The 23,339-nt window shown below is 74.8% G+C and carries 22 protein-coding genes and 1 pseudogene; 8 read left to right on the top strand and 15 right to left on the bottom strand.

Going from position 1 to position 23,339, the window contains the following annotated elements; genetic code table 11:
- Positions 1-242: 242 nt before the first annotated feature.
- Positions 243-641 (bottom strand): hypothetical protein, encoded by a 399-nt coding sequence (locus ACWERV_RS33160; RefSeq protein ID WP_452940240.1) that lies wholly within the window; start codon positions 639-641, stop codon positions 243-245.
- Between the two features lie 36 nt (positions 642-677).
- Complete coding sequence (locus ACWERV_RS33155; RefSeq protein WP_452940239.1) at positions 678-809, bottom strand: hypothetical protein; 132 nt, start codon at positions 807-809, stop codon at positions 678-680.
- Positions 810-856: 47 nt separating this feature from the next.
- On the opposite strand from ACWERV_RS33155, the gene ACWERV_RS33150 reads away from it, so the two are divergent.
- Entirely contained in the window at positions 857-1,054 is a 198-nt protein-coding gene (locus ACWERV_RS33150; RefSeq protein WP_452940237.1) for a hypothetical protein, read from the top strand.
- 38 nt (positions 1,055-1,092) lie between these two features.
- On the opposite strand, the gene ACWERV_RS33145 is transcribed toward ACWERV_RS33150, so the two are convergent.
- A complete protein-coding gene (locus ACWERV_RS33145) occupies positions 1,093-1,590 on the bottom strand; it encodes a hypothetical protein (protein WP_452940235.1) in 498 nt (165 codons plus the stop codon).
- A 353-nt stretch (positions 1,591-1,943) separates the two neighbouring features.
- Here ACWERV_RS33145 and ACWERV_RS33140 point away from each other — a divergent pair, with 353 nt between their 5' ends.
- From ACWERV_RS33140 to ACWERV_RS33130, 3 genes are all read left to right on the top strand, one after another.
- Positions 1,944-2,081 (top strand): hypothetical protein, encoded by a 138-nt coding sequence (locus ACWERV_RS33140; RefSeq protein WP_452940234.1) that lies wholly within the window; start codon positions 1,944-1,946, stop codon positions 2,079-2,081.
- 199 nt (positions 2,082-2,280) lie between these two features.
- Positions 2,281-5,118, top strand: coding sequence for a helix-turn-helix transcriptional regulator (locus tag ACWERV_RS33135; RefSeq protein WP_452940232.1), 2,838 nt, complete (start codon positions 2,281-2,283; stop codon positions 5,116-5,118).
- A gap of 126 nt (positions 5,119-5,244) precedes the next feature.
- Positions 5,245-6,867: a S53 family peptidase gene (locus tag ACWERV_RS33130; RefSeq protein WP_452940230.1), complete on the top strand. Its 1,623-nt coding sequence runs from the start codon at positions 5,245-5,247 to the stop codon at positions 6,865-6,867.
- Between the two features lie 75 nt (positions 6,868-6,942).
- Here the strand turns inward: ACWERV_RS33130 and ACWERV_RS33125 are convergent, their stop codons facing one another.
- The 7 genes and pseudogenes from ACWERV_RS33125 to ACWERV_RS33095 all read right to left on the bottom strand — a co-directional run bounded on the left by ACWERV_RS33125 (position 6,943) and on the right by ACWERV_RS33095 (position 13,958).
- Entirely contained in the window at positions 6,943-8,106 is a 1,164-nt protein-coding gene (locus ACWERV_RS33125; protein WP_452940229.1) for a M20 metallopeptidase family protein, read from the bottom strand.
- The gene (locus tag ACWERV_RS33120; RefSeq protein ID WP_398183623.1) at positions 8,103-9,194 is read right to left on the bottom strand and encodes an LLM class flavin-dependent oxidoreductase; all 1,092 of its coding nucleotides are present in this window, start codon (positions 9,192-9,194) and stop codon (positions 8,103-8,105) included. The genes ACWERV_RS33125 and ACWERV_RS33120 overlap by 4 nt, the downstream gene beginning before the upstream one ends.
- Positions 9,191-10,099 (bottom strand): ABC transporter substrate-binding protein, encoded by a 909-nt coding sequence (locus tag ACWERV_RS33115; protein WP_452940227.1) that lies wholly within the window; start codon positions 10,097-10,099, stop codon positions 9,191-9,193. Before ACWERV_RS33115 ends, ACWERV_RS33120 begins: the two co-directional genes overlap by 4 nt.
- Before the next feature lie 305 nt (positions 10,100-10,404).
- Positions 10,405-11,007: pseudogene (locus tag ACWERV_RS33110) on the bottom strand (ABC transporter ATP-binding protein); the annotation flags it as partial.
- On the bottom strand, positions 11,004-11,870 hold the full coding sequence (locus ACWERV_RS33105) for an ABC transporter permease (protein WP_452940225.1): 867 nt from the start codon (positions 11,868-11,870) through the stop codon (positions 11,004-11,006). The pseudogene ACWERV_RS33110 and the gene ACWERV_RS33105, both read right to left, overlap by 4 nt.
- The gene (locus ACWERV_RS33100) at positions 11,867-12,895 is read right to left on the bottom strand and encodes an NrtA/SsuA/CpmA family ABC transporter substrate-binding protein (RefSeq protein ID WP_452940223.1); all 1,029 of its coding nucleotides are present in this window, start codon (positions 12,893-12,895) and stop codon (positions 11,867-11,869) included. The genes ACWERV_RS33105 and ACWERV_RS33100 overlap by 4 nt, the downstream gene beginning before the upstream one ends.
- A gap of 40 nt (positions 12,896-12,935) precedes the next feature.
- Positions 12,936-13,958: an ABC transporter substrate-binding protein gene (locus ACWERV_RS33095; RefSeq protein ID WP_452940221.1), complete on the bottom strand. Its 1,023-nt coding sequence runs from the start codon at positions 13,956-13,958 to the stop codon at positions 12,936-12,938.
- A gap of 396 nt (positions 13,959-14,354) precedes the next feature.
- On the opposite strand from ACWERV_RS33095, the gene ACWERV_RS33090 reads away from it, so the two are divergent.
- Complete coding sequence (locus tag ACWERV_RS33090) at positions 14,355-15,161, top strand: IclR family transcriptional regulator (RefSeq protein ID WP_452940219.1); 807 nt, start codon at positions 14,355-14,357, stop codon at positions 15,159-15,161.
- Here the strand turns inward: ACWERV_RS33090 and ACWERV_RS33085 are convergent.
- From ACWERV_RS33085 to ACWERV_RS33070, 4 genes are all read right to left on the bottom strand, one after another.
- Positions 15,158-15,679: a cupin domain-containing protein gene (locus ACWERV_RS33085; RefSeq protein WP_452940217.1), complete on the bottom strand. Its 522-nt coding sequence runs from the start codon at positions 15,677-15,679 to the stop codon at positions 15,158-15,160. The genes ACWERV_RS33090 and ACWERV_RS33085 overlap by 4 nt on opposite strands.
- Positions 15,676-16,470 carry an amino acid ABC transporter ATP-binding protein gene (locus ACWERV_RS33080; RefSeq protein WP_452940216.1) on the bottom strand — a complete coding sequence of 265 codons (795 nt, stop codon included), beginning with the start codon at positions 16,468-16,470 and terminating at the stop codon, positions 15,676-15,678. The genes ACWERV_RS33085 and ACWERV_RS33080 overlap by 4 nt, the downstream gene beginning before the upstream one ends.
- The gene (locus ACWERV_RS33075; RefSeq protein WP_452940214.1) at positions 16,467-17,354 is read right to left on the bottom strand and encodes an amino acid ABC transporter permease; all 888 of its coding nucleotides are present in this window, start codon (positions 17,352-17,354) and stop codon (positions 16,467-16,469) included. Before ACWERV_RS33075 ends, ACWERV_RS33080 begins: the two co-directional genes overlap by 4 nt.
- Positions 17,355-17,453: 99 nt before the next feature.
- Positions 17,454-18,383: an ABC transporter substrate-binding protein gene (locus ACWERV_RS33070; RefSeq protein ID WP_452940212.1), complete on the bottom strand. Its 930-nt coding sequence runs from the start codon at positions 18,381-18,383 to the stop codon at positions 17,454-17,456.
- 331 nt (positions 18,384-18,714) lie between these two features.
- Between ACWERV_RS33070 and ACWERV_RS33065 the strand changes: the two genes are divergently transcribed.
- Complete coding sequence (locus ACWERV_RS33065) at positions 18,715-19,575, top strand: NmrA family NAD(P)-binding protein (RefSeq protein WP_452940210.1); 861 nt, start codon at positions 18,715-18,717, stop codon at positions 19,573-19,575.
- Positions 19,576-19,612: 37 nt separating this feature from the next.
- Here ACWERV_RS33065 and ACWERV_RS33060 read toward each other — a convergent pair whose 3' ends face one another.
- Complete coding sequence (locus ACWERV_RS33060) at positions 19,613-20,572, bottom strand: LacI family DNA-binding transcriptional regulator (RefSeq protein ID WP_452940209.1); 960 nt, start codon at positions 20,570-20,572, stop codon at positions 19,613-19,615.
- A gap of 184 nt (positions 20,573-20,756) precedes the next feature.
- On the opposite strand from ACWERV_RS33060, the gene ACWERV_RS33055 reads away from it, so the two are divergent.
- On the top strand, positions 20,757-21,683 hold the full coding sequence (locus tag ACWERV_RS33055; protein ID WP_452940207.1) for a PfkB family carbohydrate kinase: 927 nt from the start codon (positions 20,757-20,759) through the stop codon (positions 21,681-21,683).
- 33 nt (positions 21,684-21,716) lie between these two features.
- On the top strand, positions 21,717-23,339 hold a 1,623-nt coding region (locus tag ACWERV_RS33050), incomplete at its 3' end, for a purine-cytosine permease family protein (protein ID WP_452940205.1).

Genomic DNA, 23,339 nt, shown 5'->3' with positions numbered 1-23,339 from the left:
CGGCGTTCGGCGGTCGGTCGGGGCCTTCGACGATGCGGAACCGGCGTCGGGGGTGGCCGGGAGCTGTTCCCCGGTCGGTCCGGCCCGCCGGGCGCAGCCGGTGCGCGCGCTTCGGTGCGCGGCGCGGGAACCTCCTGCCTCGATTTCCGCGATCATCCGGCAGTGAACGACCTCCACCAGGCCCTCCTGGAACTCGCATGCTGCGTCATCCGCTTTCGCCGCATGTCCGAAACAGGTACCTGCTACGACAGCAGCTTCCCGTGCGACACGTCGAAGCAGACCAGCCCGAGGGACGCCGCGACCTGTGCCGCAAACGCCGAAACCTCCTCGGCCATCTTCCACCGCACACCGAAGTAGACCAGCGGACCCGATTCGTTGCCGACCAAGCCGTCGTCCCACACCGGGTGGTCATCGACGTCCCCGGTGAGGTTGGGCCACCGCTCCAGCAACGCCGCCACATACGTCGCGATGGGCTCGGTCGGGGGCTCGCTCGGGCAGCCGACCTCGTGCAGGTCGCCGCCCCGGACAAAGCGTCTGTAGAGCTCCCTGAAGGTATGACCAGCAGCGATGTCGCCCGGCGGGCACTCGCCCTCCCATACGGCCAGACAGCGGGCAGCGTAGTCCGGCGTGTCCTCATTCATGGCGGAACAGTGCCACACGACTCTCTGACCTGGTTTTCAGCCTTGGAGTCCCGTCAGGAGGTAGGCGACGTCGAGGCCCGTGGCCAGGTACTCCTGGAAGGTCTGGTTGTTCAGCGCCCATGGAGACCGCTTCTGCTGGATGGCGTACCAGCGACCAGCCCACCGCAAGACCTGCGCCGAACCCCGACGGACCACGCCCCATGCTCTGCCTGGGGGTGGAACTCTGGGGGACCGACCACTGGATGCGCCCCGGTGAGCAGTTCACCGTTGTGACGGAGCTGGAGCCCGAGGAGTCCCCGTTCGACGTCGTCGTCCATGCCCAGGGCGTCACGGTCCGGGTGAACTCGGCGAACTCCTCCGGGGTGGTCGATCGGGACGGCGCGGTCGTTCCGTGCGGACACCAGCGGCCGTAGGCCCAGGACGCGCGTGCGCGCGGGGCGGGGGTGGCGGGTCAGGCGAAGGGGGTTTCCGCGAAGGAGACGCCGCCGCGCTCGCTCGGGGAGAGGGTGAGCCGCTGGGCGTGGCGCGGCGTCCGCCGTACGTACTGGTGGAATCCCGTGGACCGGAACGTGAGGTCGAAGGAGTGGCCCTCGACGTGCCAGCGGGGGCCGCCGGGGCTGTCCTGCGGGGCCGAGCGCCGGATGTGGTCGATGTCGAGGCTCAAGGCCATGCCCTTGAGGTCGAGGTCGCCCTCGACGTCCCACACGTCGTCGAACACGAGCGTGGACGGAGCGATCCAGAAGGTGAAGTGCGTCCGCGGTGCGACCGGGTGCACCCAGCGGACGATGTAGTCGATGTCCAGGAGCAGGCGCGGCAGCGGGCCGTCCGTGGCGGAGGGCTGGACGCAGAGTCCGTGGACGGTGGCGTCGTGCCATCCCATCGTGTCGAAGTCGGCGTCGCTCCAGACGCTCTTCGTCAGACCGGACTCCGAGTGGACGTCTTCGCTCATGGCGGCATCCAACCAGAGGCGGGCCCGGACCGGTCCGGTGGCAACGGCGCCAGCGCCGAAGGGTGGTTCACGGCAGGCGCCGCCGCCGGGCACGATCCCCGCCGGGGCGGCCAGCCACGAACCGGTCAGAGGTCGGCGCGATGGGGCCGCGTCATTCACCATCGGCTCACAGGCACCGTCCCTGGTGTCCCGGCACATGTCGAGAACCTCTCCCGAAGAGCCTGACAACGCCGTCGTCTCCCGGCTCCTGACGCGCCGCCGGTGCCCTCGCCCTCGGCGGCAGGCGCACCGCCGACGGCTACACGGGCGGACGCACCTGCCACACGGGCCAGTTCTACTTCGCCGAGGACGCGGTGAAGGCCACCGCGGGCCTCGCCCCGTACTCCGCGAACACCGTCACCCGGGTGACGCTCGACCAGGACATGCTCTACCCGGGCACCGGAACGCCCGGCGGGCCCCCGGCCACCTCCTCACCGTCCCCCAGCGTCTGACACCCGCCCCGGCCGTCCGGCCGACCTGCCGCCCGAAGGCCCCCCGCACCGGGGGCCTTCGGGCGCGTACGGGCCGGGTCGCGGAGCGTCCCGCGGCATTGACACACGGTATTCCGGTAGTTGTCATGAGCACATGGAATGGTCGAGGGTGCCGGCCGCCCCGTACGGACGGCGTGCGACCAGAAGGAGAGGCAACGACGTGCCGGACCCCGCCGCCCCCGAAGTCCCGTCCGGCCCGTCCGCCCCCCGCGGCGGGGGCGCAGGTTCCGCGCCGGACGGCGCGGCGGGGCGGGAGGCGCTGGTCCGGGAGGCGGCCGGCCGGCTGCGGGAGCGCGGCGCTCTGTTCGTGTACGGGCCCGCGGGCATCGGCAAGTCCACGCTGCTCGCGGCCGTGGCGGGCGCGCTGCGGTACGAGGGCGTGACCGTCCTGCGGTGCGCGCCCGCGGCGGAGGACGCGGAGCTGCCCTTCCTCGGCCTGGTCGACCTCTTCGCCAAGGTGCCGGACGTGCTGATCGGCGAGCTGCCCTCGGGACCGCGGACCGGCCTGCTGACCGCGCTGGGACGCGGCGGGGCGGGCCGGCCGGACCGGCTCATGGTGCGCGTCGCCGTTCTGGAGGTGCTGCGGCGGCTGGCCGCCAGGTCGCCCGTGCTGCTGCTCCTCGACGGCGTCCAGTGGCTCGACGAACCCAGCGCCGACGCCCTCGCGTTCGCGGCCCGGCGGACCGACGACGCCGACCTCCGGATCGCCGTCGCCCGGCGGACCGCGGAGGGGGAGCGGCCCGAGCGGACCGGCTGGCTGCCGCCGGACACTGCGGAACTGGCCGTACCGCCGCTGCCCGACGACGCGGTGGCCGGGCTGCTGCGCTCCGCCGGGGCCGGGCTGCCGCCGCGGGTCCTGCGGGCCGTGCTCCGTACGGCGGCCGGAAACCCCTGGTACGCCCTGGAACTGGCCCGGCACGCGCCCCGTGACGGGGTGCCCGCCGAGGACGGGGGCTTCCTCCCGGTGCCCGCCGCGCTGCGCGCCCGGGTGCTGGAGGGCGCCGCCGGTCTGTCCGCGTCCGCCCGCCGGGCCCTGCTCGTGGCGTGCCTGGCCGCGCGGCCGACGCTGCCGCTGCTGCGGGCCGCGGGCGTGACCGACCCGGAGGCCGCACTCGCCGAGGCGGAACGCGCGGGCCTGGCCGCCGCGGACACCGCGCAGCGCGTGCGCTTCCGGCACCCGCTGGTGCGCGCGGCCCTGCACGGCGCGGCGGACGGGAGGGAGCGGCGGGCCGCGCACGCCCGGCTGGCCGAGACCGTCACCGAACCCGCCGCGGCCGCACGCCACCTGGCGCTCGCCCACCCCGGCGAGGACGCCGCCGTCGCGGCGGCCGTGATGGCCGCCGCGCACGCCGCCCGCCGAGGCGGCGACCCGGACGCCGCCGTCGAACTCGCCGAGCTGGCACTGCGCAGGACCCCGGCCGACCGGCCCGCCGACTACGACCAGCGCCTGCTGGACGCCGCCGACTTCGCCTGCGACGCCGGGCGGTGGGAGGAGTGCGAGCGCGCCGCGCGCACGGTGCTCGCGCACGCCGACTCCGCCCGGGGCCGGGTACGCGCCCGGCTGGTGCTGCTGCGCGGCGCGGGCCAGGCGCTGCGGGACCACGCCGAACTCATCGAGGAGGGCCTGCGCGACGCCGCCGGCGCGCCGGAGCTGGAGGCGCCGCTCTACCACTGGGCCGCGGTGCGCGGCCTGCTGACCGGCTCGCTGGACGAGGCGGCCCGGCACGCCGGGCACGCCGAGCGGTGCGCCGCCCGCGCGGGCAACAGCGGACTGCGGATCGCCGCGCTCTCCACGCTCGCCCGGGTGCGCTCGCTCGCCGGTGAGGCGGCGGGGGCCGAGGCCGCGCTCGCGCGGGCGATGCGGCTCGCCGACGACGGCCCGCGCGGCCGCGACCTCAAGCGGATGCGGGCGGTGCTGGCCCTGGAGTCCGACCGGGTCGCCGAGGCCAGCCGCGACCTGGGCGAACTGCTCCTGGCGGCGGGGGAGTCGGACGGTGTGGAGGCGACCGTGGCCTCGCTGGTCGCGCTCACCCGCGCCCATGTGCGCGCCGGGGCCTGCCGGGAGGCGCTCGGCACCGCGGCCCGCTGCGCCGCGATCGCCGCGGAGGCGGGCATGGCCTCGGCGCCCGCCCTCTACGCGTCGGCTCTCGCGACGGCCTTCGGCGGCGCCGCGGCCGAGGCGCGCCCGCTCGCCGCCCGCGCGGTGGCCGCCGCCCGCGAGGACGGCGACCAGCTCTTCCTGCTGCGCTCGCTGGCCGTGCTCGGGCAGATCGGCCTGCTCGCGGGCGAGCGCGCGCAGGTCGCCGAGGGGGCGGAGGCGCTGCGGGAGGCGGTGGACCTCGGCGCCTCGATGGGCGCCGCCGACCCCTGCCTGCTCGGCTGGTACGCCGACCTCGCCGAGGCGCTGGTGCGGCTCGGCGAGACCGCGGCCGCGGCGGGCGTGCTGCGGGCGGCCCGCGGGCGCGCCGGGCGGATGCCGGGCAGCGTGGTGGCCGCGTTCGACCGGGCGGAGGGGCTCCGTTCGGCGGCGGAGGGCCGGCCCGGCGAGGGCGCCCAGCTCCTGCGGTCCTCCGCCGAGCGGCTGCTGCCGCTGGATCTCCCGGTGGACCTGGTGCGCACCCTGACCGCGCTCGGCACGGTCGAGCGCCGGGCGCGGCACCGTACGGCCGCGCGCACCGTCCTCGCGCAGGCCCGGCAACTGGCCGCGGACGCCGGGGCGCTGCCGCTGGCCGAGCGCGCCGCGGCCGAGCTCGCCCGGGTGGACGGGAGCGCGGGAGGCCTCGCGGTCACCGCGCTCACCCCGGCCGAGGCCAGGATCAGCGAACTGGTCCGCGGCGGGGCGACCAACCGCGAGGTCGCCGCCCAGCTCTTCATCAGCGTCAAGACGGTCGAGGGCACACTGTCGCGGCTCTACCGCAGATTCGGGGTGCGCTCCCGGACGGCGCTGGCACACGTCCTGGCCTCCATGCCGCAGACATCCCGGGAAACACATCCTTAACGGCAGGCGCAAGGGTTCCCACGCTTATGCCGCAACGCACCGCTGCCTAGCGTGGATCCGGCCCCATCAACCCGGAGCCGAACGATCTGGACCCGCACACGGACCAGACCCCCATGGAGGACCTCCGTGACCTTACGCCTGAAACTGCTGGCGGCCGCCGCCACCCCGGCCCTGCTGCTGGCAGCCGTACCCGCCGCTTTCGCCGCCCAGCCCGACACCGCTCGCGTCGCGCTGTCCGGCGACGTGCTCCCCGGTCTGAGCAGCCACGCCGTACGCACCGGCGCGGTCGCCGCGGGCGACCGGATATCCGTGGCCGTCAGCCTGACGCCCCGTGACAGCAAGGCGCTGGACGCCTTCGTCGCCCAGGTCGGCGACCCCGCGTCGGCCTCCTACGGCCACTACCTGACGAAGGCCCAGTTCGCCGCGCGCTTCGGCCGCAGCGACGCCGACGTCAAGAAGGTCACCGACTACCTGCGCGCGCAGGGCCTCACGGTCGGCGCCGTGCACTCCGGCAACCTGCTGATCGACGCCCGCGGCACCGCCGCCCAGCTGCAGAAGGCCTTCGGCACCACACTGTCGACCTGGAAGGACAGCGCCTCGGGCCGCTCCTTCTACGCCAACGACGCCGCGCCCTCGCTGCCCGGCTCGCTCGGCGCCCTCGTCAGCGACGTCTCCGGTCTCAACAGCCGCAACCAGCTCCACCACCAGGCGCCCTCCGCCGTCGCCCCGCGCAACGGACCCGGCGGCGGCTACACCCCCGCCCAGATCAAGGGCGGCTACAACGTCTCGGGCACCTACACCGGCAGCGGCCAGCAGATCGCCCTGCTGGAGTTCGACGGCTTCCAGCAGTCGAACATCACCACCTACGACAGCCACTACGGCCTCGGCTCGGCGGCCCCCACCGTGCAGAAGGTGAGCGGCGGCTCCGGCCCGCTCGGCGGCGGCCAGATCGAGGTCGAGCTGGACATCGAGGTGCTCAACGCCATCGCCCCGGCGGCGAAGATCACCGTCTTCGAGGGCCCCAACTCCGACGCCGGTGAGGTCGACACCTACCAGGCGATCGTGGACAGCGGCATCCCCGTGACGTCCATCAGCTGGGGCCTGGCCGAGACGGAGCGGACCAGCTCCAACATCAGCGCCGTCGACGCCGTCTTCGCCCAGGGCGCCGCCGAGGGCCTGAGCTTCTTCGCCGCCTCCGGCGACAGCGGCTCCGACGACGCGGGCAACGGCGGCACCTCCGTCGACTACCCGGCGAGCGACCCGTACGTCACCGGCGTCGGCGGCACCACCTTGACCGTCACCTCCGCCAACGCCTGGAGCCGAGAGACCGCGTGGTCCGGCGGCGGTGGCGGCAAGTCCGGCGTGTTCACCATCCCGAGCTGGCAGACGCCCGTCCAGAAGAGCCAGGGCGGCGGCAAGCGGCAGGTTCCGGACGTCGCGGCGCTGGCCAACCCCTCGCCCGGGGTGTCCATCTACTCCGAGGGCAGCTGGGGCCAGGTCGGCGGCACCAGCGCGGCGGCCCCCGAGTGGGCGGCCTTCGCCGCGCTCTACAACCAGCAGGCCGCGGCAGCCGGCAAGGCCCGGCTGGGCTTCGCCAACCCCGCCCTGTACAAGGCGAGCGGCACCGGCTTCCACGACATCACCAGCGGCAGCAACGGCGCCTACTCCGCCGCCTCCGGCTGGGACTTCACCACCGGCTGGGGCTCGTACAACGCCGCCACGCTGGCGACGAAGCTGCTGAGCCAGTGAGCTGACCCGGCGGCGCGGCTCACCGCGGGGGCCCGGGTACGCGCGACGCGTACCCGGGCCCCACCCGCGCTTCCGTCAGGCCGGGTCCTGCGCGCCGAGCCGGCGCAGCGCCAGCGCGGCGAGCAGGGCGGCGCCGTCCGGCAGCACCGCGTCGTCGAACACCGCGCCGGGCGCGTGGTTGCCGGGGGCGGTGTGCGGGTCGCGGCCGGGTGGGCAGGCGCCGAGGCTCGTCATCACCCCGGGCACCTCGGCGAGCACCCGCCCGATGTCGTCGGAGACGAGGGCGGGGCGGTCACCGCGTACGAACCGCCCGGGACCGAACAGCTCCGTGACCGCCGCCCGGACGCGGTCGGCCTCCGCGGGGTCGTTCACGGTCGCGGGATAGCCGGGCGTGTACTCGATACGGGCCTCCAGCCCGTGGGCGGCGGCGACCGAGCGCGCGGCGTGCTGCGCGGCCTCCGCGAGCCGGGCCAGGGTGCCGTCCGACAGCGCCCGCAGCGTCGCCTCCAGACGGGCCCGGTCCGGGACGATCGCGGGCCGGGTGCCGGCGTGCACGGCGCCGACGGTGAGCACCACCGGGTCGAACGGGTCGAACCTGCGGGCGGGCAGCGCGCCGAGCAGGGTGACGAGTTCGGCGAGCGCCGGGACCGGGTCGCGGGTGCGGTGCGGCCAGGCGCCGTGGCCGCCGGTCCCGTGCAGGGCGACGGCGAGGGTGCCGTTCGCGGCGAGCGCGGGCCCCGCGGTGTTGGCGAACTGCCCGGCCGGCGCGTCGGCGGCGCAGTGCAGGGCGTACGCCGCGACGGGGCGGCTGCCGGTGGTCTCCAGCAGCCCTTCGGCCAGCATCAGCCGCGCCCCGTCGTGGCCCTCCTCGCCGGGCTGGAACATCAGCAGCACGTCGCCGGCGAACCGGTCGCGCCGCGCGGCCAGCAGGTGCGCGGCGCCGACGAGCATCGCGGCGTGCTGGTCGTGGCCGCAGGTGTGCCGGGGGCCGTCGGCGAACTCCAGCGCGTCCAGGTCGGCGCGCAGCAGCACGGTCGGCCCCGGGCGCGTACCGGACACGACGCCCACCACGGAGGTGAGCGCCGTGCCGGTGCGCAGCTCCAGCCCGAGGCCGTCGAGCGCGTCCAGCACCGCCCGCTGAGTGCGCGGCAGGTGCAGACCGGTCTCCGGGCGCTCGTGCAGGGTGCGGCGCAGACGCTCCAGGCCGAGCAGCCGCGCGTCCGCGAGCAGACCGCTCACCGTACGGCGCCGCGCAGCGCGGGCAGCACGGTCTCGGCGATCCGGTAGGACTCCTCCAGCAGCGGGTTGCCGGACAGGATGAAGGTGTCCACCCCGAGGTCCTGGAACTCCCGCAGCCGGGCCACCACCTGCGCGGTGCTGCCGACCACGGCGGTGCCCGGACCGGGGCGGAACAGGCTCATGCCGGGCCACAGGTTGGGGTGCTTCTCCAGTTCCCGGGCGTGCGCGGGCACCCGGCCGCCGTGCTGGCGGAACTGCCGTGCCCAGCCCTCGCCGTCCTTGCTCTCCGGGTCGCCCAGCATCCGCGCGTAGGTGGCCTGGCTGGTGACGTCCAGCAGCCGGTCCGCCGCCGCCCACGCCTCGTCCTCGGTGTCCCGGACGATGAGGTGCAGCCGCAGGCCCAGGCGCAGCTCCCGGCCGTGGTGGGCGGCACGCTCGCGGACCTGCCTGAGCTTGTCCTCCAGCAGGTGCGGCGGTTCGCCCCAGGTGAGGTAGACGTCGACGTGCTCGGCGGCCATCTCGATGCCGGCCGGGGAGGATCCGCCGAACCACAGCGGGGTGTGCGCGCCGCCCTGGATCGGGGCCAGCTCGCGCAGCCCCGCGCCGGCCTGCGTCAGCTCGTAGAAGCGGCCCTTGTGGTCGAAGACCTCGCCCGCGGTGAGCCGCTTGACGATGTCCCAGTACTCGCCGCTGAGCTGGTAGCGCTCGTCGTGCTCCAGGTGCAGCCCGGCCTGGCGCAGCGCCTCGGTGGAGCCGTTGACGACGTTGAAGCGCAGCCGGTCGGGGCCGAACAGGTGACTGAAGGTGAGCGCGGTCTTGGCCAGCACGGTCGGGGAGATCAGGCCCGGGTGCACGGCGAGCAGCGGCTTGAAGCTCGGCCGGGTCACGGCGGCGACCGCGGACGCCAGCGGCCACACGTCGTACAGGTCGGTGGCGAACAGCGCCCCGTCGTAGCCGAGGCGGTCCACGGCCACGCCCAGCTGCTGGAGGTAGGCGAGGTCGACGGCCCGGCGGCCTTCGGGCTCCCAGGGGTAGGCGCCCTCGCGCGGGATGATGTACCAGAGGATCTCGGGGCTGGGCACGGTCACTTCTCCGGGGAGTCGGCGGTCTTAAGGGCCTGCGCGGCGACGGCGTCGAGCCCTGCGTGGCGGGCGTCGGCGACCGTGACCGGCCGGGGCAGGAAGCCGGCCGCGGCGAGGATGTCCGCCGCCTCCTGCTGCTCGGCGACGAACGCGTCGGAGACGGGTTCGAGCCGCCACGGCAGCGCCGCGAGGGCCTCGCGCCAGTCGGCCGCCGTACCTCCCTGGTCCGCCGCGGCGATCGCGGCGGCCTCGTCCAGGTGCCCCGCGGCCCAGGCGTCGGCCGCCGCGAGCGCCCGGACGACCAGCCCGGCCAGCTCGGGGCGGCTGTCGGCGACGTCGCGGCGGGTGAAGAAGACCGAGCGGTCGGCGATCAGCTCGCCCGCCTCGGCCAGCGTGCGGACCCGGCCCTCGCGGCGCGCCGCGGTCAGCTCCGCGCCCTGTCCGACCCAGGCGTCGGTCCGGCCGTCCAGCAGCGCCCGGTACGACCCGGCGGTGGAGCGCTCGGCGGTGATGTCGGCGCCGTACGACAGGCCCTGCCCGGCGAGCGCCTTGGCGACGAAGTGGGTCTGCCAGGAGCCGATCGCCAGGTGGACGGTGCGCCCCTTGAGGTCGGCGAGCGAGGTGATGTCGCCGTCCGCGCGGACCAGCAGGGCGCCGTGGCCGGGCCGCGGCGCCGAGACGGCCGCGTACACCAGGTCGTGCCCGGCGGCCTGCGCGGACAGCGGCGGCGTGGAGCCGGTGCCGCCGAAGTCGATGGTGCCGTCGGCGAGGGCCGCGGCGGTGTCCAGCCCGCCGATCCGGTGCCAGGCGGCGGTCTCGCCGTGCGCGGCGAGCAGCTCTTCGAGCAGGCCGAGCCGGGAGAGGTGGTAGAGCGACGGATTGGCCGGGTGGACGCCGATGTTGACGGTCATGCGGAGGGCTCCTCGGTGGTGGCCGGTGCGGTGGTGGCCGGTGCGGTGGTGTGCGGTGCGGTGGTGGGCGGGGCCTCCGGCGTGGCCCGCGCGGCGGGAATCGTGGCGGGTTTCGTGGCGGGGCCGGTCGCAGTCGGGCCCGGGGGCCGGTGGACGCCGAGTTCGGTGAGCAGCCGGGTGCGCAGCGCGGCGAAGCCCGGGTCGGCGCTGTCGCGCGGGTGGTCGATGCCGATGCGCTCGTCCACCGCGAGCCGCCCGTCCCGCAGCACGGCCACCCGGTCGGCGAGCCTGATCGCCTCGTCGACGTCGTGGGTGACGAGCAGCACCGCGGGCCGGTGGCGGCGGCACAGCTCGCCGACCAGGTCGTGCATCCGCAGCCGGGTCAGGGCGTCGAGCGCGGCGAACGGCTCGTCGAGCAGCAGCAGTTCCGGCTCCCGGATGAGCGCGCGGGCCAGGGCCACGCGCTGCGCCTCGCCGCCGGACAGTGTGCCGGGCCAGGCGTCGGCGTGCCGTTCGAGGCCCACCTCGGCGAGGGCGCGGCGCCCGGTCTCCCGGGTGTGCGGGCCGCGCGGCAGTGCGACGGTGACGTTGCCGAGCACCTTCTTGGACGGGACGAGGCGCGGCTCCTGGAAGACCACGGTGCGCGACCGCGGGACGAGCACGGTGCCGGCGTCGTGCCGGTCCAGCGCCCCGAGGATGCGCAGCAGCGTGGTCTTGCCCGTGCCGCTCGCGCCGAGCAGCGCCAGGAACTCGCCCTGCGCGATGTCGAGGTCGAGCCCGTCCAGTACGTCGCGGGCGCCGAAGGTGCGGCGCAGCCCCCGGATGCGGACGGCGGCGGCGCGGCCGGCCTGCGGCTGCTGCCCGGCGGGGGGCTGCGGGGTGTCCCGCACGGCCGTGATCTCGCTCATCGGGCGGCTCCCTGTGTGCGCCACGGCATCAGCAGCCTTTCCAGCACGCGGGCGACACCGTCGGCGAGCAGCCCGATGAGGGCGTAGACCAGGATGCAGACGGTGAGGATGTCGGTGCGCGAGTACTCCTGGGCGGTGGACATCAGATAGCCGATGCCCGCGGTCGAGTTGATCTCCTCGGCGGCGATCAGCGCGATGACGCTGAGCGTCATCGACAGCCGCAGGCCCGACAGGAGCGCGGGCAGCGCCCCGGGGAGCACGACCTCCCGGACCAGCGCCAGCCGGCCCATGCCGAAGCTGCGCATCGCCTCGACCAGCTTGCGGTCGGTGCTGCGCACCCCGCCCGCCGCCGAGACGTACATCGGGAAGCTGGTCGCCACCGCGATCAGCACCACCCGGGCGGTCTCGCCGATGCCGAACCACACCATGAACAGCGGCACCAGCGACAGGAAGGGGATGGTGCGCAGCAACTGGAGCGAGGAGTCGAGGAGTTCCTCGCCCAGCCGGGAGAAGCCCGTGACGACACCGAGCACCAGCCCGGCCGACGCGCCGAAGGCCAGGCCCAGTCCGGCCCGGGTGAGGGACACCTTCAGCGCGTCCCCCAGCTGGCCGCTGCTCCACAGCTCCCGGAAGGCGGAGGCCACCTGTCCGGGCGAGGCGAGCAGCGACGAGCTGAGCGTCCCGGTCGCGGACGTCACGTACCAGGCCAGCAGCAGGGCCAGCGGGCCGAGCAGGCGCAGGCCCACGCTGAGCGCGCGCGGGCGCGGGCGCGGAAGACGGGGGTTCGGGGCGACCAGGTCCGGGGCCTGCGGGTCGGCGGAGGTGCCGAGGGCCGGGGCGAGCGCTCCGGGCGGGGCGCTCATTTCGCGGCCGCCGCGGGCGCGGTGATGTCGATGATGTAAGGCGTGACGTCGAGCGCGCCCTTGGTGATCTTCTGGTCGGCGAAGAACCGCGCGACGGTCGCGAAGTGCGCGAGCTGGGTGGCGCCGATGGGCTGCGCGGTGCCGAGGGCCTTGTCGATCGGCAGCTCCACGGCCTTCTGGGCGGGGCTCACGGCCTCCGGACCGGAGGTCGTCTTGACGTTGAGGTACGCCTCCGGGTTCTTCTGCTGCTCGATCCCGGCCTGGTGCAGGTAGTCGTAGAGGGCCTTGACGACCTCGGGGTGGTCCTTGGCGAAGCCGTTGCGGACGGCCCAGACGGCGTAGTTCTCCGAGCCGACCTGGCCGCCGGTGGTCAGGAAGCGGGCGCCGGAGTTGGCGACCGCGGGGATCGAGTACGTGGCCCAGGTGGACCAGGCGTCCACCTGCCCGGAGTTGAAGACCGGGCCGATCTGGTTGGGCTGGAGGTAGACGCGGGTGACCCGGTCCACCGGCACGTGGTTCTGCTCCAGCGCCTTGAGCAGCAGGTACTCGCTGGTGCCGCCGTGCCACACCGCGACCTTCTTCCCGGCCAGGTCGCTGATGCCGTTGATGCCGGAGTCCTTCTTCACCAGGATGCCCTCGCCGAGCTGGTCGGGGTCCACGGCGGCGAAGAGCTTGAAGCCGGGCGACTGGGCGAGGGCGGCGATCGCCGAGGTGATCGAGCCCTCGGCGACGTCCAGCGCGTCGGCGTCGAGTTCCTGCGCGGCGGGGGCGAACGCCCCGGCCGTCCCGGTCCAGGCCACCTTGGCGTGCACCTTGGCCAGTGCCTTGTCGAGCGAGCCGTCCTTGCGGGCCAGCGCGAGCACCCCGGAGTTGCCGCCGTCGGGGATGCGGACGGTGACGGTGGGGCCGCCGCCCGGACCGGCGGCGTCCGTGCGGGCCGAGCCGCCGGACGAGGAGGAGCAGGCGGCCAGGCTCAGGGCAGCGAGCAGGGACGTGGTGGCGAGGGTGAGCTGACGGACGTTCACGTGGTTCTCCAGGAGGTGGCCGGCCGGATGCGGCGCGGGTTCAGGGGGCGGGGGAGGGGGCGGAGGCGCGGGCGGCGAGCAGCTCGCGGGCCCGCCGCAGCGGCTCGTGGTCCGCCCAGGCGGCGACGTCCACCGGGGCGGCCAGGAAGCCGTGGCCGTGCAGGAAGCGCTCCTGCTCGGCGAGCAGCGCGAGCCGCTCCTGGCTCAGGTCGAGGCGCAGGCTGCCCGCGGTGCCGGCGCGGTAGGCACCAGCCACGCCCTCGGGGCCCGCCCCGGTCTCGGCGCCCAGGATGCGCGTCACCTCGGCGGGGTGGTCCGCGGCCCAGGAGGCCGCGTCGAGCAGCACGGCGAGGAAGCGCGCCACCAGGTCGGGGTGCTCGTCCAGCAGCCGCTGGTGGACGGTGATCGGGCGCGGGGTGCCGTTGTTGACCCGCGACCGGCGGTCCGGCGCGGCGTCCAGGTCGATCGCGACCTCGGCCCCGTACCGGCGGGCGGCCTCCACGGCGACCGCGCCCTTGACGTAGACGGCGTCGACCCGCCCGTCCCGCAGCGCCGCCAGCTCGCCCTCCCACTGGCCCTGCCGGACACCGGGGACCTCGACGATCTCGGCGTCGTCCAGGGTGAGTCCGGCCAGGCCCAGCGCCCCGGCGTGGCCGTGCAGCGCCATGGCCCGCCAGAAGTCGATGGCGATGTCGTGCCGCGGCACGGCCAGCCGGGCGCCGCGCAACTGCTCGGGCGAGCGCGGGCCGTCGCCCTGCCGGACCAGGATCGACTGCCGCTCCTCGATCCAGGTCAGTGCGATCAGCCGGGTGGCCTCGCCGCGCGAACGGGCCCACAGCGCGGGGACGTTGCCGCCCTCGCGGAAGAGCGCGGGCAGCTCGTGCGTGAAGTGGCTGAGTGGGAGGCCGCCGCCGGACCCGGCGTCGGGCGCGGCGTCGGCGAGCGAGCGCACCGCGATGCCGTCGGGGGCGAACTCCGCGGCCAGGGTGCCGCGGTCGGCGGCGATGCCGGTGGCGGTCGGGACGGGGCAGCGGGTGAACCAGATCTCGTCCGGAACGGACATGGGTGCTCCAAGCGGCAGGGCGGGGGAGGCGGGCGCGGCGGAACCGGCGCGGCGGGGCGCGGTTCACCACCACGCGAGAAGGTCGTACGGGCGGCTGTGCGACGGGCCGTCAGCGACAGGCGGTGCCGCGGGACCTGCCGAGGTCCAGGTACAGCCGCGCGGCCAGCAGCGGGCGGAACGGGCTGAGCAGGCCCGGCGTCGTCGTCACGGGTGCTCCCCCTTCCGGTGCGGTGTGTGGCGTGCGGTCTGCAACGGAGGCTGGCACACGTCGTCGGCCCGAAGCAATCTTTCCCACCATGTGGCATGCGCTTTGCCGGGCAGTGTTCACACGGCGGAACACGGCGCAATGCTCCCGCAACATTTGCCAGATCGTGGCAGCCTGACCATGCTTGGGGCATGACGACGGATGCGCGCACCCACGTCGCCGGCGCGCCGCCGGGAGCGCAGGCGGTCACCCGCGCGCTGCGCCTGCTGCACTGCTTCCGCGACAACGCGGGGGAGTTGAGCGCGTCCCAGCTCGCCCGCCGCATGGAACTGTCGGTGTCCACCGCCCACCGGCTGGCCCGTACCCTGGTCGCGGCAGGCTTCCTGGAGCAGGACGAGGACAGCGCCCGCTACCGGCTCGGCCCCTCCGTCGCGGAACTGGGCCGCCTCTCGCTGCACCAGCGCGGCATGCACCGGGCCGGGCCCGAACTGGACGCGCTGGCACGGGCCACCGGCACCACCGCCGACCTGGCCATCCGCAGCGGCGCCCACGCGGTGATCCTCGCCGGGGGCTCGGTGCACGCCGCCGCCGGACTCGGCCTGCGCCGCCCGCTGCACTCCACGGCACTCGGCAAGGTGCTGCTGGCCTGGGCCCGTCCGGGCGACCCGGACCTCGACACGCTGCTGCCCCTGCACGCGCACACCGACCGTACGATCACCGCCCCGGCCGAGCTGCGCGCCGAGCTGGAACGCGTCCGGGCCGCCGGACACGCCCTGAACGACGGCGAGTCCGCCTACGGGGTGCGCACCGCCGCCGTACCGGTGCTGGACGCCTCCGGCCACGCGCACGCGGCCGTCGCCGTGCGGGCCACGCCCGACGTCATCACCGACGAGCGGCTCGGCTGGTTCGTGGCCCGCGCCGCCGCCTGCGCCCGCGCCCTGGAGGTCCTGCTGCTGCCCCCGTCCCGGCGCCACCAGGGCCCGGACGCGGTCGGCTAGGGGGCTTCCCGCGGCGGCTCGCCGGGGCGCAGCGCGTACAGACCGGGGAGGTTGACCACCACGGCCTCCTGGGTGCTGCGGGCGATGACGACCACGGCCTCCGTCTCCGGGTCGGGGTTCTCCTCGCGGTGCGGGACGAACGGCGGCACGAAGACGTAGTCGCCGGGGGAGGTGCGCAGGCGTACCTCCTCGGGCGCGCCGCCGGAGGCGTCGAGGAAGACGAACTCGGGGTGCCCGCTGACGACGTAGATGGCCGTCTCGGACGCGCCGTGGTGGTGGTCGGAGGAGGAGGTGGCGGGCGACACCCGGGTCTGGCCCATCCACAGCTTCTCCGAGCCCACCGTCCGGCCGCTGATCGCGGCGAACCGGCGCATGCCGCCCGTCTGCGCGGTGTCGCCGTCCAGCGCGTCGGCCCGGACGTGGTGCAGGCGGGCGCGCTGATCGGCGGCGGGGGACGGAGCCGCGTCGGGCAGATGCGGGTGGAAGCCCTCCCCGGCGGCGGACCGCTGCTCGCTCACAGGCGTCCCGCCTCGGTCAGCCGGCGCAGGAAGTCCCGGGTGCGCTGCTCGGCGGGTGCGCCGAACACCCGCTCCGGGGTGCCGCGTTCGCACACGACCCCGGCGTCCAGGAAGCACACCTGGTCGGCGACGTCGCGGGCGAAAGCCATCTCGTGGGTGGCGATCACCATCGTCATGCCCTCCTCCTTCAGGTCCCTGATGACCGCGAGGACCTCGCCCACGAGTTCGGGGTCGAGGGCCGCGGTGATCTCGTCGAGCAGCAGCAGCCGGGGTCTGGTCGCGACGGCCCTCGCGATGGCCACCCGTTGCTGCTGGCCGCCGCTGAGCCGGTCGGGGTACTCGCCCGCGCGGTCGGCCAGCCCCAGCCGGTCCAGCAGGTCGAGCGCCTCGGCTCGGGCGCGGTCGCGGGGCACCCCGTGCACCCGGCGCGGCGCCAGCGTGATGTTGTCGAGCACCGTCATGTGCGGGAAGAGGTTGTAGGCCTGGAAGACGACACCGATCCGGCGGCGCACCGCGTCCTGGTCGGTGCGCGGGTCGGTGATCTCCTGGCCGTCCAGGAAGATCGCCCCGTCGTCCACCTCCTCCAGCAGGTTCGCGCAGCGCAGCAGCGTGGACTTGCCCGACCCCGAGGCGCCGATCAGCGCGGTCACGGAGTGCGCGGGCACGTCCAGCGCCACGTCGCGCAGTACGACCGCCCGGCCGTACGTCTTGCGCACCGCCTCCAGCCGCAGCACCGGCTCGTCCGACAGCAGCGGACCCGCGGCCTCCTTGGCCGACGCGTCGGCGGTCATGCGTTCCCTCCCTGTGCCTGGCGCCCGTTCATCCGGGCCGCGACCCAGTCGGTGAACCGCGTCATGGGGATGGTGACGGCCACGAAGACCAGCCCGGCGACGACGTAGGGGGTGTAGTTGAAGTCCCGGCTGGCCATGATCTGCGCGGCGTAGACGGCGTCGACCGCGCCGCCGATCGACACCAGCCCGGTGTCCTTCTGCAGCGAGACCAGGTCGTTGAGCAGCGGCGGCACCACCCTGCGCACGGCCTGCGGCAGCACCACGTACCGCATGGTCTGGGCGCTGCTCAGGCCGAGCGAGCGGGCGGCGGCGCGCTGGCTGGGGTGGACCGACTCGATGCCCGCCCGGAACACCTCGGCCACGTAGGCGCTGTACGTCAGGCACAGCGCGAACCCGCCGAGCAGCACCGGGTCGTTGGTGACACCGCTCAGCCGCAGCGCCGGGATCCCGAAGACACAGACCAGGATGCAGATGATGAGCGGCATCCCGCGGAAGAAGTCCACATACGCGGTGGCGAGCGCGCGCAGCGGGAAGTAGACCGGGCCGCGCAGGGTGCGCAGCACCGCGATCAGCAGTCCCGCGACGAGCACCACGGCCCCGCACACCGCCAGCAGCCGCAGGTTGAGCCACAGCCCGTCGAGCACCTGGGGCAGCGCGGTGCGGACGTGGTGGGCGTCGAAGAAGGTCTCCCGGGTGCGCTGCCAGCCCGGCGACTGGACCACCAGCGTGACCAGGACGGCCGCGGTGACCAGCGAGCTGACCGCGGCCACCGCGAAGGCCCGGCGGGTCGCGGCCCGCCGGTACCGCTCCCGGGCGAGCCGACGCGCGGAGGGCCGGTACCCGCCGTCGGGCAGGCCGGGCGCGGCCTCGTCCCGTACCGTCATCGCCGCACCGCCGTGCCGGGACCGCGCGGCGCGTGCCCGGCGCTGCGAGCGGCGCCTCCGCACGTCACCGCCACGTCAGGAACCCCCGCTCCGCTGCCGTCACCTGAGCACCGGAGCGTCGACCGCGTCCGACAGCCACTGCTTCTCCAGCCCGGCGAGTGTGCCGTCGGAGCGCAGTTGTGTCACGGCCGCCGACACGCACGGCGTGAGCTTGCTGCCCTTGTCCAGGACCAGTCCGAACTGTTCGGACGGGCCGCCCGCCGAGTCGAACTGCCCGACCACCTTCGCGTCCTGCACCTGCGCGCCGGTGATGTAGAAGGCGGTCGGCAGGTCCACGACGATGCCGTCCACCTGGCCGTTCTTGAGGGCGGCCACGGCGAGGTCGTTGCGCTGGAAGACCGCGGGCTGCCTGGCCGGCTTCACGACGCCGGTGATGGTGTCGAGGCTTGTCGTGCCGACCTGCGCGCCGAGCTTGGCCTGCTGCAGGTCCGCCAGCGTGGTCGCGCCGGCGATCGGGGAGCCCTTGCGGGCGACGACGGCCTGCCGGACGTCGTAGTAGCCGGGGGAGAAGTCGACCGTCTTCTTCCGCTCGTCGCTGATGGACACCTGGTTGATGTCGAAGTCGAAGTTCTTCGCGCCGGGGGAGAAGGCCGAGTTGAAAGGCACCTTCTGCCACACCACCTGGCCGGGCCCGAAGCCGAGCCGCTGGGCGACGGCGTAGGCCACCGCGGACTCGTACCCCTTGCCGTTGGCGGGTTTGTCGTCGGAGAACCACGGTTCGTACGCCGGGTTGTCGGTGCCCACGGTGAGCTTGCCCGCGGTGCGGGTGGGCAGCGAGGCGGCGGCGCAGGAGGAGGTGGTGGCCGCCGCCGTGGCGGACGCGCCGCCCGCGGAGGCCGACGGGGCGCCGGAGGAGGTGTCGCTCTGCGGGGAGCAGCCGGTCAGTGCCGCGGTCAGGGCCGTGCCGAGGAGCAGGACGGCGGCGGCGAGGACCGGACGGCTCGGGGAGGGCGGGTGCGCGGGACTCATGGCCGGACCCTGGCACCGCGACGGCACAACTGTCCACGCGATTGCGCCGGTTGTCCGGATGGCGGACGTTTGTGTCCGGGGTGTTTCGTGTCCGGTCGCCCGGCGGCGTCCGCCGATCACGGCGGCGGGCGGCGGGGGCGGACCGGGCGCGCGTACGCCGTCCCGCCCGTCGTGCCGCCGCCGGATCCATCGCGTCCGGCGATCGATGCGATGACGAGCATGTGTTGGACTCATCGATCACCGCCGGACGAGACTGCTCGTGCGACGACCGGCCCGTCCCCGTCGCGCTCCCGCCCCAACTCATGACCCGTCACCCGTCGGAGGTTCCCGCATGCCCGCCACGCAGACCGTTCTGGTCACCGGTGCGACCGGAAAACAGGGCGGTGCGGTGGCCCGCAGGCTGCTCGGCTCCGGCTGGGCGGTACGCGCGCTCGTCCGGGACGCCGCCCGGCCCGCGGCCGCCGAACTCGCCTCGCTGGGCGCGGAACTGGCCGTCGGCGACCTCGACGACCCCGCGTCGCTGGAGGCCGCCGCGCGGGGCGTCAACGGCGTGTTCGCCCCGCAGCCCGGCGACCTGCCCGACCCGGATCCCGCGCGCAATGTGCGCCGGGGCCGCGCCCTGGTGGACGCGGTGGCGGCCGCGGGCGTCGCCCACCTGGTCTACAGCACCGCCGCCCCGGTCGGCCGCGGTTCGGGCGTCGGGCACTTCGAGGCGATGGCGGAGGTCGAGGCGCACCTCGGCGCCCGCGGGGTGCCCGCGACCGTCCTGCGGCCGGTGTTCTTCATGGAGAACTGGTCTTATCTGATGCAGGAGGCGCGAGATGGCGAACGCAGGGGCGCGGTCGCGCTGGACGCCGGCACCCCGCTCCAGATGATCGCCGTCGCCGACATCGCCCGGATCGCCGCGGACTGCTTCGAGCACCCGGCGGAGTTCACCGGCGCCGCACTGGAGATCGCCGGGGACGAGCTGACGGTACGGCAGGTCGCCGACGCCTTCACCGCGGCCGACGGCGTACCGGCCCGCATCGCCCGCACCCCGCTCGGCGAACTGCGCGAACAGGCCCCGTACCTGGTGGACTTCTACGCGTGGCTGAACGGCGCGGGCTATGGGGCGGACGTCGCCGCGCTGCGCGGGCGGTGGCCGGACCTGCTGACCTTCCGGGCGTGGCTGGACCGGCGGGCCGTGGGCTGACGGGGCGGCGGGACCCGCGCCTGCCGGGGGCGGGGGTTCAGCCCGTGGAGCCGCGCACCACCAGTTCGGGGGCCAGCACGATGTCGTCCCGGCCGCCTTCGAGGAGCGTCAGGGAGGCCTCGACCATGGCGCCCGCGACCGAGCCCAGCGTGGTCAGCCCCGGCGCCGCCGTTTCCGAGAGGAAGGTGCCGTCGAAGGTCGCGATGGCGTAGTCGTCCGGTATCCGCCGGCCCGCGTGCTGCAGCGCGGTGAGCAGGCCGACCGCGACGACGTCGGCGGTGCAGATGACCGCGTCCGTCCCGCGCGGGTCGGCGAGCAGGTGCCCGGCCGCCTCGATGCCGCTGGCGACCGTGAAGCTCGGCATCTCCAGCACGCGGTCGCCCGGCCCGGCCAGGGCGCGGAAGGCCGCGGTGCGCTCGATGCTGGAGGACGAGTCCTCCTGGGCGTCGACCAGCAGGATGCGCCGCCGCCCGCGCGAGCGCAGGTGCTCGACCAGGAGGCGCACGCCCGCGGCGTTGTCGAGCCGCACCGAGGGGGCGTCCACACCCCGTGCCCGGCGGTCGACCTGGACCACCCGGCCGGACCGGGCGAGCTCGGCTATCGCCGCGCCGCTGCGCTCGTAGGCCGCGGGGACGACCAGGACGGCGTCGACGAGCACCCGGTCCATGCCGCCGAGCTGGCGGCGCTCGATCTCCGGGCTCTCGTCGGTGTCGATGGTCACCAGGCGCTTGCCCAGGTGGCCGAGGCGGCGCGAGTAGGCCGAGACCAGCTCGGCGAAATACGCGTTGGCGATGGCGGGCACGACCAGCGCGACGGCGTCCATCGACTGCACCCGCAGCGCTCGGGCGGCCGCGTTGACCTTGTAGCCCAGCGCCTCGCACGCGGTGCGCACACGTTCGGCCAGCTCGGGATCGACGTTGCGCTGCACACCGGAGAGCACCCGGCTCGCGGTCGTGACCGAGACCCCGGCGCGCGCGGCCACGTCCTTCAAGCTCACGCGTGCGCCCATCCCGATCCCCTCCGCTTCCGGCGCGGCCGATGCTAGCAGGGCGCCTTCCGGCCGACCGTTGACGAGGAGGAAGGCCCCGTGCTTTCCTTTGGAAATGCATTTCCCAGAGGAGAATCTACCGCAAACACCTCCAGACCGCCGTGCGGACTCACACCCCGCGGGCGGCGGGGAAGTGCTCGTCGTCGGTTCCGTCAACCTCGACCTCGGCTACCGGCTCGACCGCCTGCCGCGCGACGGGGAGACGGTCAGCGCGCGCGGCCGCTTCCAGGCGGGCGGCGGCAAGGGCGCCAACCAGGCGCTCGCCGCCCGGCGCCTCGGCGCCGGGGTGTCACTGCTCGCCAGCGTCGGCCACGACGCCGGACCGGCGCTCGCCGACCTCGCGGCCGCCGGTGTGGACCTCACCCGCGTCCTGCGGCACGGGGACACCGCCACCGGGTCCGCGGTGCTGCTCGTCGGCCCGGAGGACAACTGCATCGTGGTCGATCCGGGCGCCAACGACCTGCTGCGGCCCGACCACGTCCGCGCCCTCGCGGCGTCCGCGCCGCCGCCCGCCGTGGTGGTCACCAACCACGAGGTGCCCGCCCCGGTGGTGGAGGCCGCGCTGCGCGCCTACGCCGGGCGGGCGCGCGTCCTGCTCAACCCGTCACCCGCGCGTGAGCTCGACCGCGAACTGCTCGCGCTCGTCGACGTCCTGGCGCTCAACGCCGGTGAGCTCGCCGACCTGCTCGGCGCCCGACCGGTCCCGGCCACCCCCGAGGCGGTCGCGGCCGTGCTCGGGCAGGGCGGACTCGGTGACTGCGTCGTCACCCTGGGCAGCGGCGGCGCCGTCGTCTCCGAAGGCGGCATCCTTGCCCATGTGCCCGCGTTCCGTGTCGAGGCGGTGGACACGGTCGGCGCGGGCGACGCCTTCCTCGGCGCGCTCGCCGCCGGTCTCGCCGCCGGAGGCACCCTCGGCGCGGCAGCCGTACGGGCCTGCGCCGCGGCCGCGCTCGCGGTGACAGCGCCCGGCGCCCGCGGGGCCCTGCTGAGCCCGGAGGCCGTCGACGCCCTCGTGGCCCGCGAACCGGCGGCCGCCACCACCCCGGCCACCACCCCCTGACCTTCACCAGCCCCCACCGAAAGGCGCACGTCCATGAGCAATGCGGCTCAGCAGGGACGACGAGGCACCACCGTCGAGTCCAACGGCGTCAACCCCGTTCCCGACGGCGAACGGCGCGGCAGGGCCAGCGGCCTGTTCGCCGTGTGGTTCGCCTGGAACATATCGATCCTCGCCGTCAGCTACGGCATCTTCGTCTTCGGTCTCGGCCTGAACGTCTGGCAGACGATCGTGGCGGGCACCATCGGGTACCTCGCCTCGGCCGCCCTCGTCGGCATCCTCGCGGTCGGCGGGCCGCGCACCGGGCTGCCGACCCTCACCCAGACGCGCTTCGCCTTCGGCACCAAGGGCAACCGGATCCCCGCGTTCTTCGCCTACCTGTCCAACATGGGCTGGAAGGTGACGATCATCACCCTGGCCTCCAGCACCGGCGCCCACCTGTTCGCGAAGCTCTGGCCGTCCGCGTTCGCGAGAGCCGACGGTTCGAGCACCACCCCGGCGCTCGCGCTGTGGTTCGTGGCCGTGCTCGCGGTGACGATGACGGTCGCCGTGCTCGGGCACCAGCTGATCATGAGGATCGAGGTGTGGATCTCCTGGCTGACCGGCGTCATGACGGTGGCGTTCCTCGCCTTCGTGCTGCCGAAGGTCCAGTGGTCGCACCTCGGCGATCCGCACGCGGGCGGCCCGCTGGAATTCGTCGGCGGCATCATCATGGCGATGACGCTCGTCGGCCTGGGCTTCCTCAACTACGGCGGCGACTTCGCGCGCTACCTCCCGCGTACGACCAGGGCGCGCGGTGTGATCGGATGGACGGTCGCGGGGCTGAGCGCACCGGTCGTCGTGATGCTCGTCGTCGGGGCGCTGCTCGTGGGCGGCGACCCGGAGCTGGGCGGCGCCGCGGCCTCCGACCCGGTCGGGGCGCTGACCGCGCTGCTGCCGATGTGGTTCTTCGTCCCCTTCTCCGTCGTCATCGTCATCTCGCTCGTCTCCGCGGCCATCACCGGCATGTACAGCTCGGGCCTGGCGCTGATGGCGGTCGGGGTCCCGCTGCGCCGCGCCGCGACGACCGGGATCAACGCCACGATCATCGCGGCCGGGGCGTTCTACCTGGAATTCGTCTCCACCTCCTTCCTCGCGACCTTCCAGTCGTTCCTGTCGCTCATCGCCGTGATGATGGGGTCGATGGGCGCGATCCAGCTGGTCGACTTCGTCCGGCAGCGCCGCCTGGGCTGGAACACCGACATGGCCAACGGTCGCGGCTTCGGCGGGCGGGACGGGCGGTGGACGGCGATCGTGAGCCTGGTCGTCGCCACGGTCCTGGGCCTCGGCCTGGTCACCAGCTCCGACAAGAACTTCGCGAAGATCACCGGCTTCCTGCTCACCTCCGGCGCCCAGCACGGCGTGTTCGGCGCGAGCGGGCTCGGCATCGTCATCGCCATGGCCATCGCGGGCGCGCTCTACGCCCTGCTCACCTTCGGGCTCCGGCTCGACCCGAAGCCCGACTACTCGCTCGTGACCGGGAGGGACGCCGGCGGCCCGGTGATCCCGTCCCCCGGTGTGCCCGGCCGTGCCGCGGCCGACGCGACCGACCGCTGCCACATCTGTCCGATGCGGGCCGTAGGCATGCACGCATGCTTCAGCCGCGGCACGGGTCTGTGC

The sequence above is a fragment of the Streptomyces sp. NPDC004031 genome, from assembly GCF_053604375.1.
This window is presented reverse-complemented; position numbering and strand designations above follow the sequence as displayed.

What these genes read in the sequence shown, in the direction of transcription:
- ACWERV_RS33160 (WP_452940240.1), bottom strand. Translation starts at nt 641, where the DNA reads ATGAATGAGGACACGCCGGACTACGCTGCCCGCTGTCTGGCCGTATGG.
- ACWERV_RS33145 (WP_452940235.1), bottom strand. Translation starts at nt 1,590, where the DNA reads ATGAGCGAAGACGTCCACTCGGAGTCCGGTCTGACGAAGAGCGTCTGG.
- ACWERV_RS33115 (WP_452940227.1), bottom strand. Translation starts at nt 10,099, where the DNA reads ATGACCGTCAACATCGGCGTCCACCCGGCCAATCCGTCGCTCTACCAC.
- ACWERV_RS33105 (WP_452940225.1), bottom strand. Translation starts at nt 11,870, where the DNA reads ATGAGCGCCCCGCCCGGAGCGCTCGCCCCGGCCCTCGGCACCTCCGCC.
- ACWERV_RS33095 (WP_452940221.1), bottom strand. Translation starts at nt 13,958, where the DNA reads ATGTCCGTTCCGGACGAGATCTGGTTCACCCGCTGCCCCGTCCCGACC.
- ACWERV_RS33090 (WP_452940219.1), top strand. Translation starts at nt 14,355, where the DNA reads ATGACGACGGATGCGCGCACCCACGTCGCCGGCGCGCCGCCGGGAGCG.
- ACWERV_RS33080 (WP_452940216.1), bottom strand. Translation starts at nt 16,470, where the DNA reads ATGACCGCCGACGCGTCGGCCAAGGAGGCCGCGGGTCCGCTGCTGTCG.
- ACWERV_RS33075 (WP_452940214.1), bottom strand. Translation starts at nt 17,354, where the DNA reads ATGACGGTACGGGACGAGGCCGCGCCCGGCCTGCCCGACGGCGGGTAC.
- ACWERV_RS33070 (WP_452940212.1), bottom strand. Translation starts at nt 18,383, where the DNA reads ATGAGTCCCGCGCACCCGCCCTCCCCGAGCCGTCCGGTCCTCGCCGCC.
- ACWERV_RS33065 (WP_452940210.1), top strand. Translation starts at nt 18,715, where the DNA reads ATGCCCGCCACGCAGACCGTTCTGGTCACCGGTGCGACCGGAAAACAG.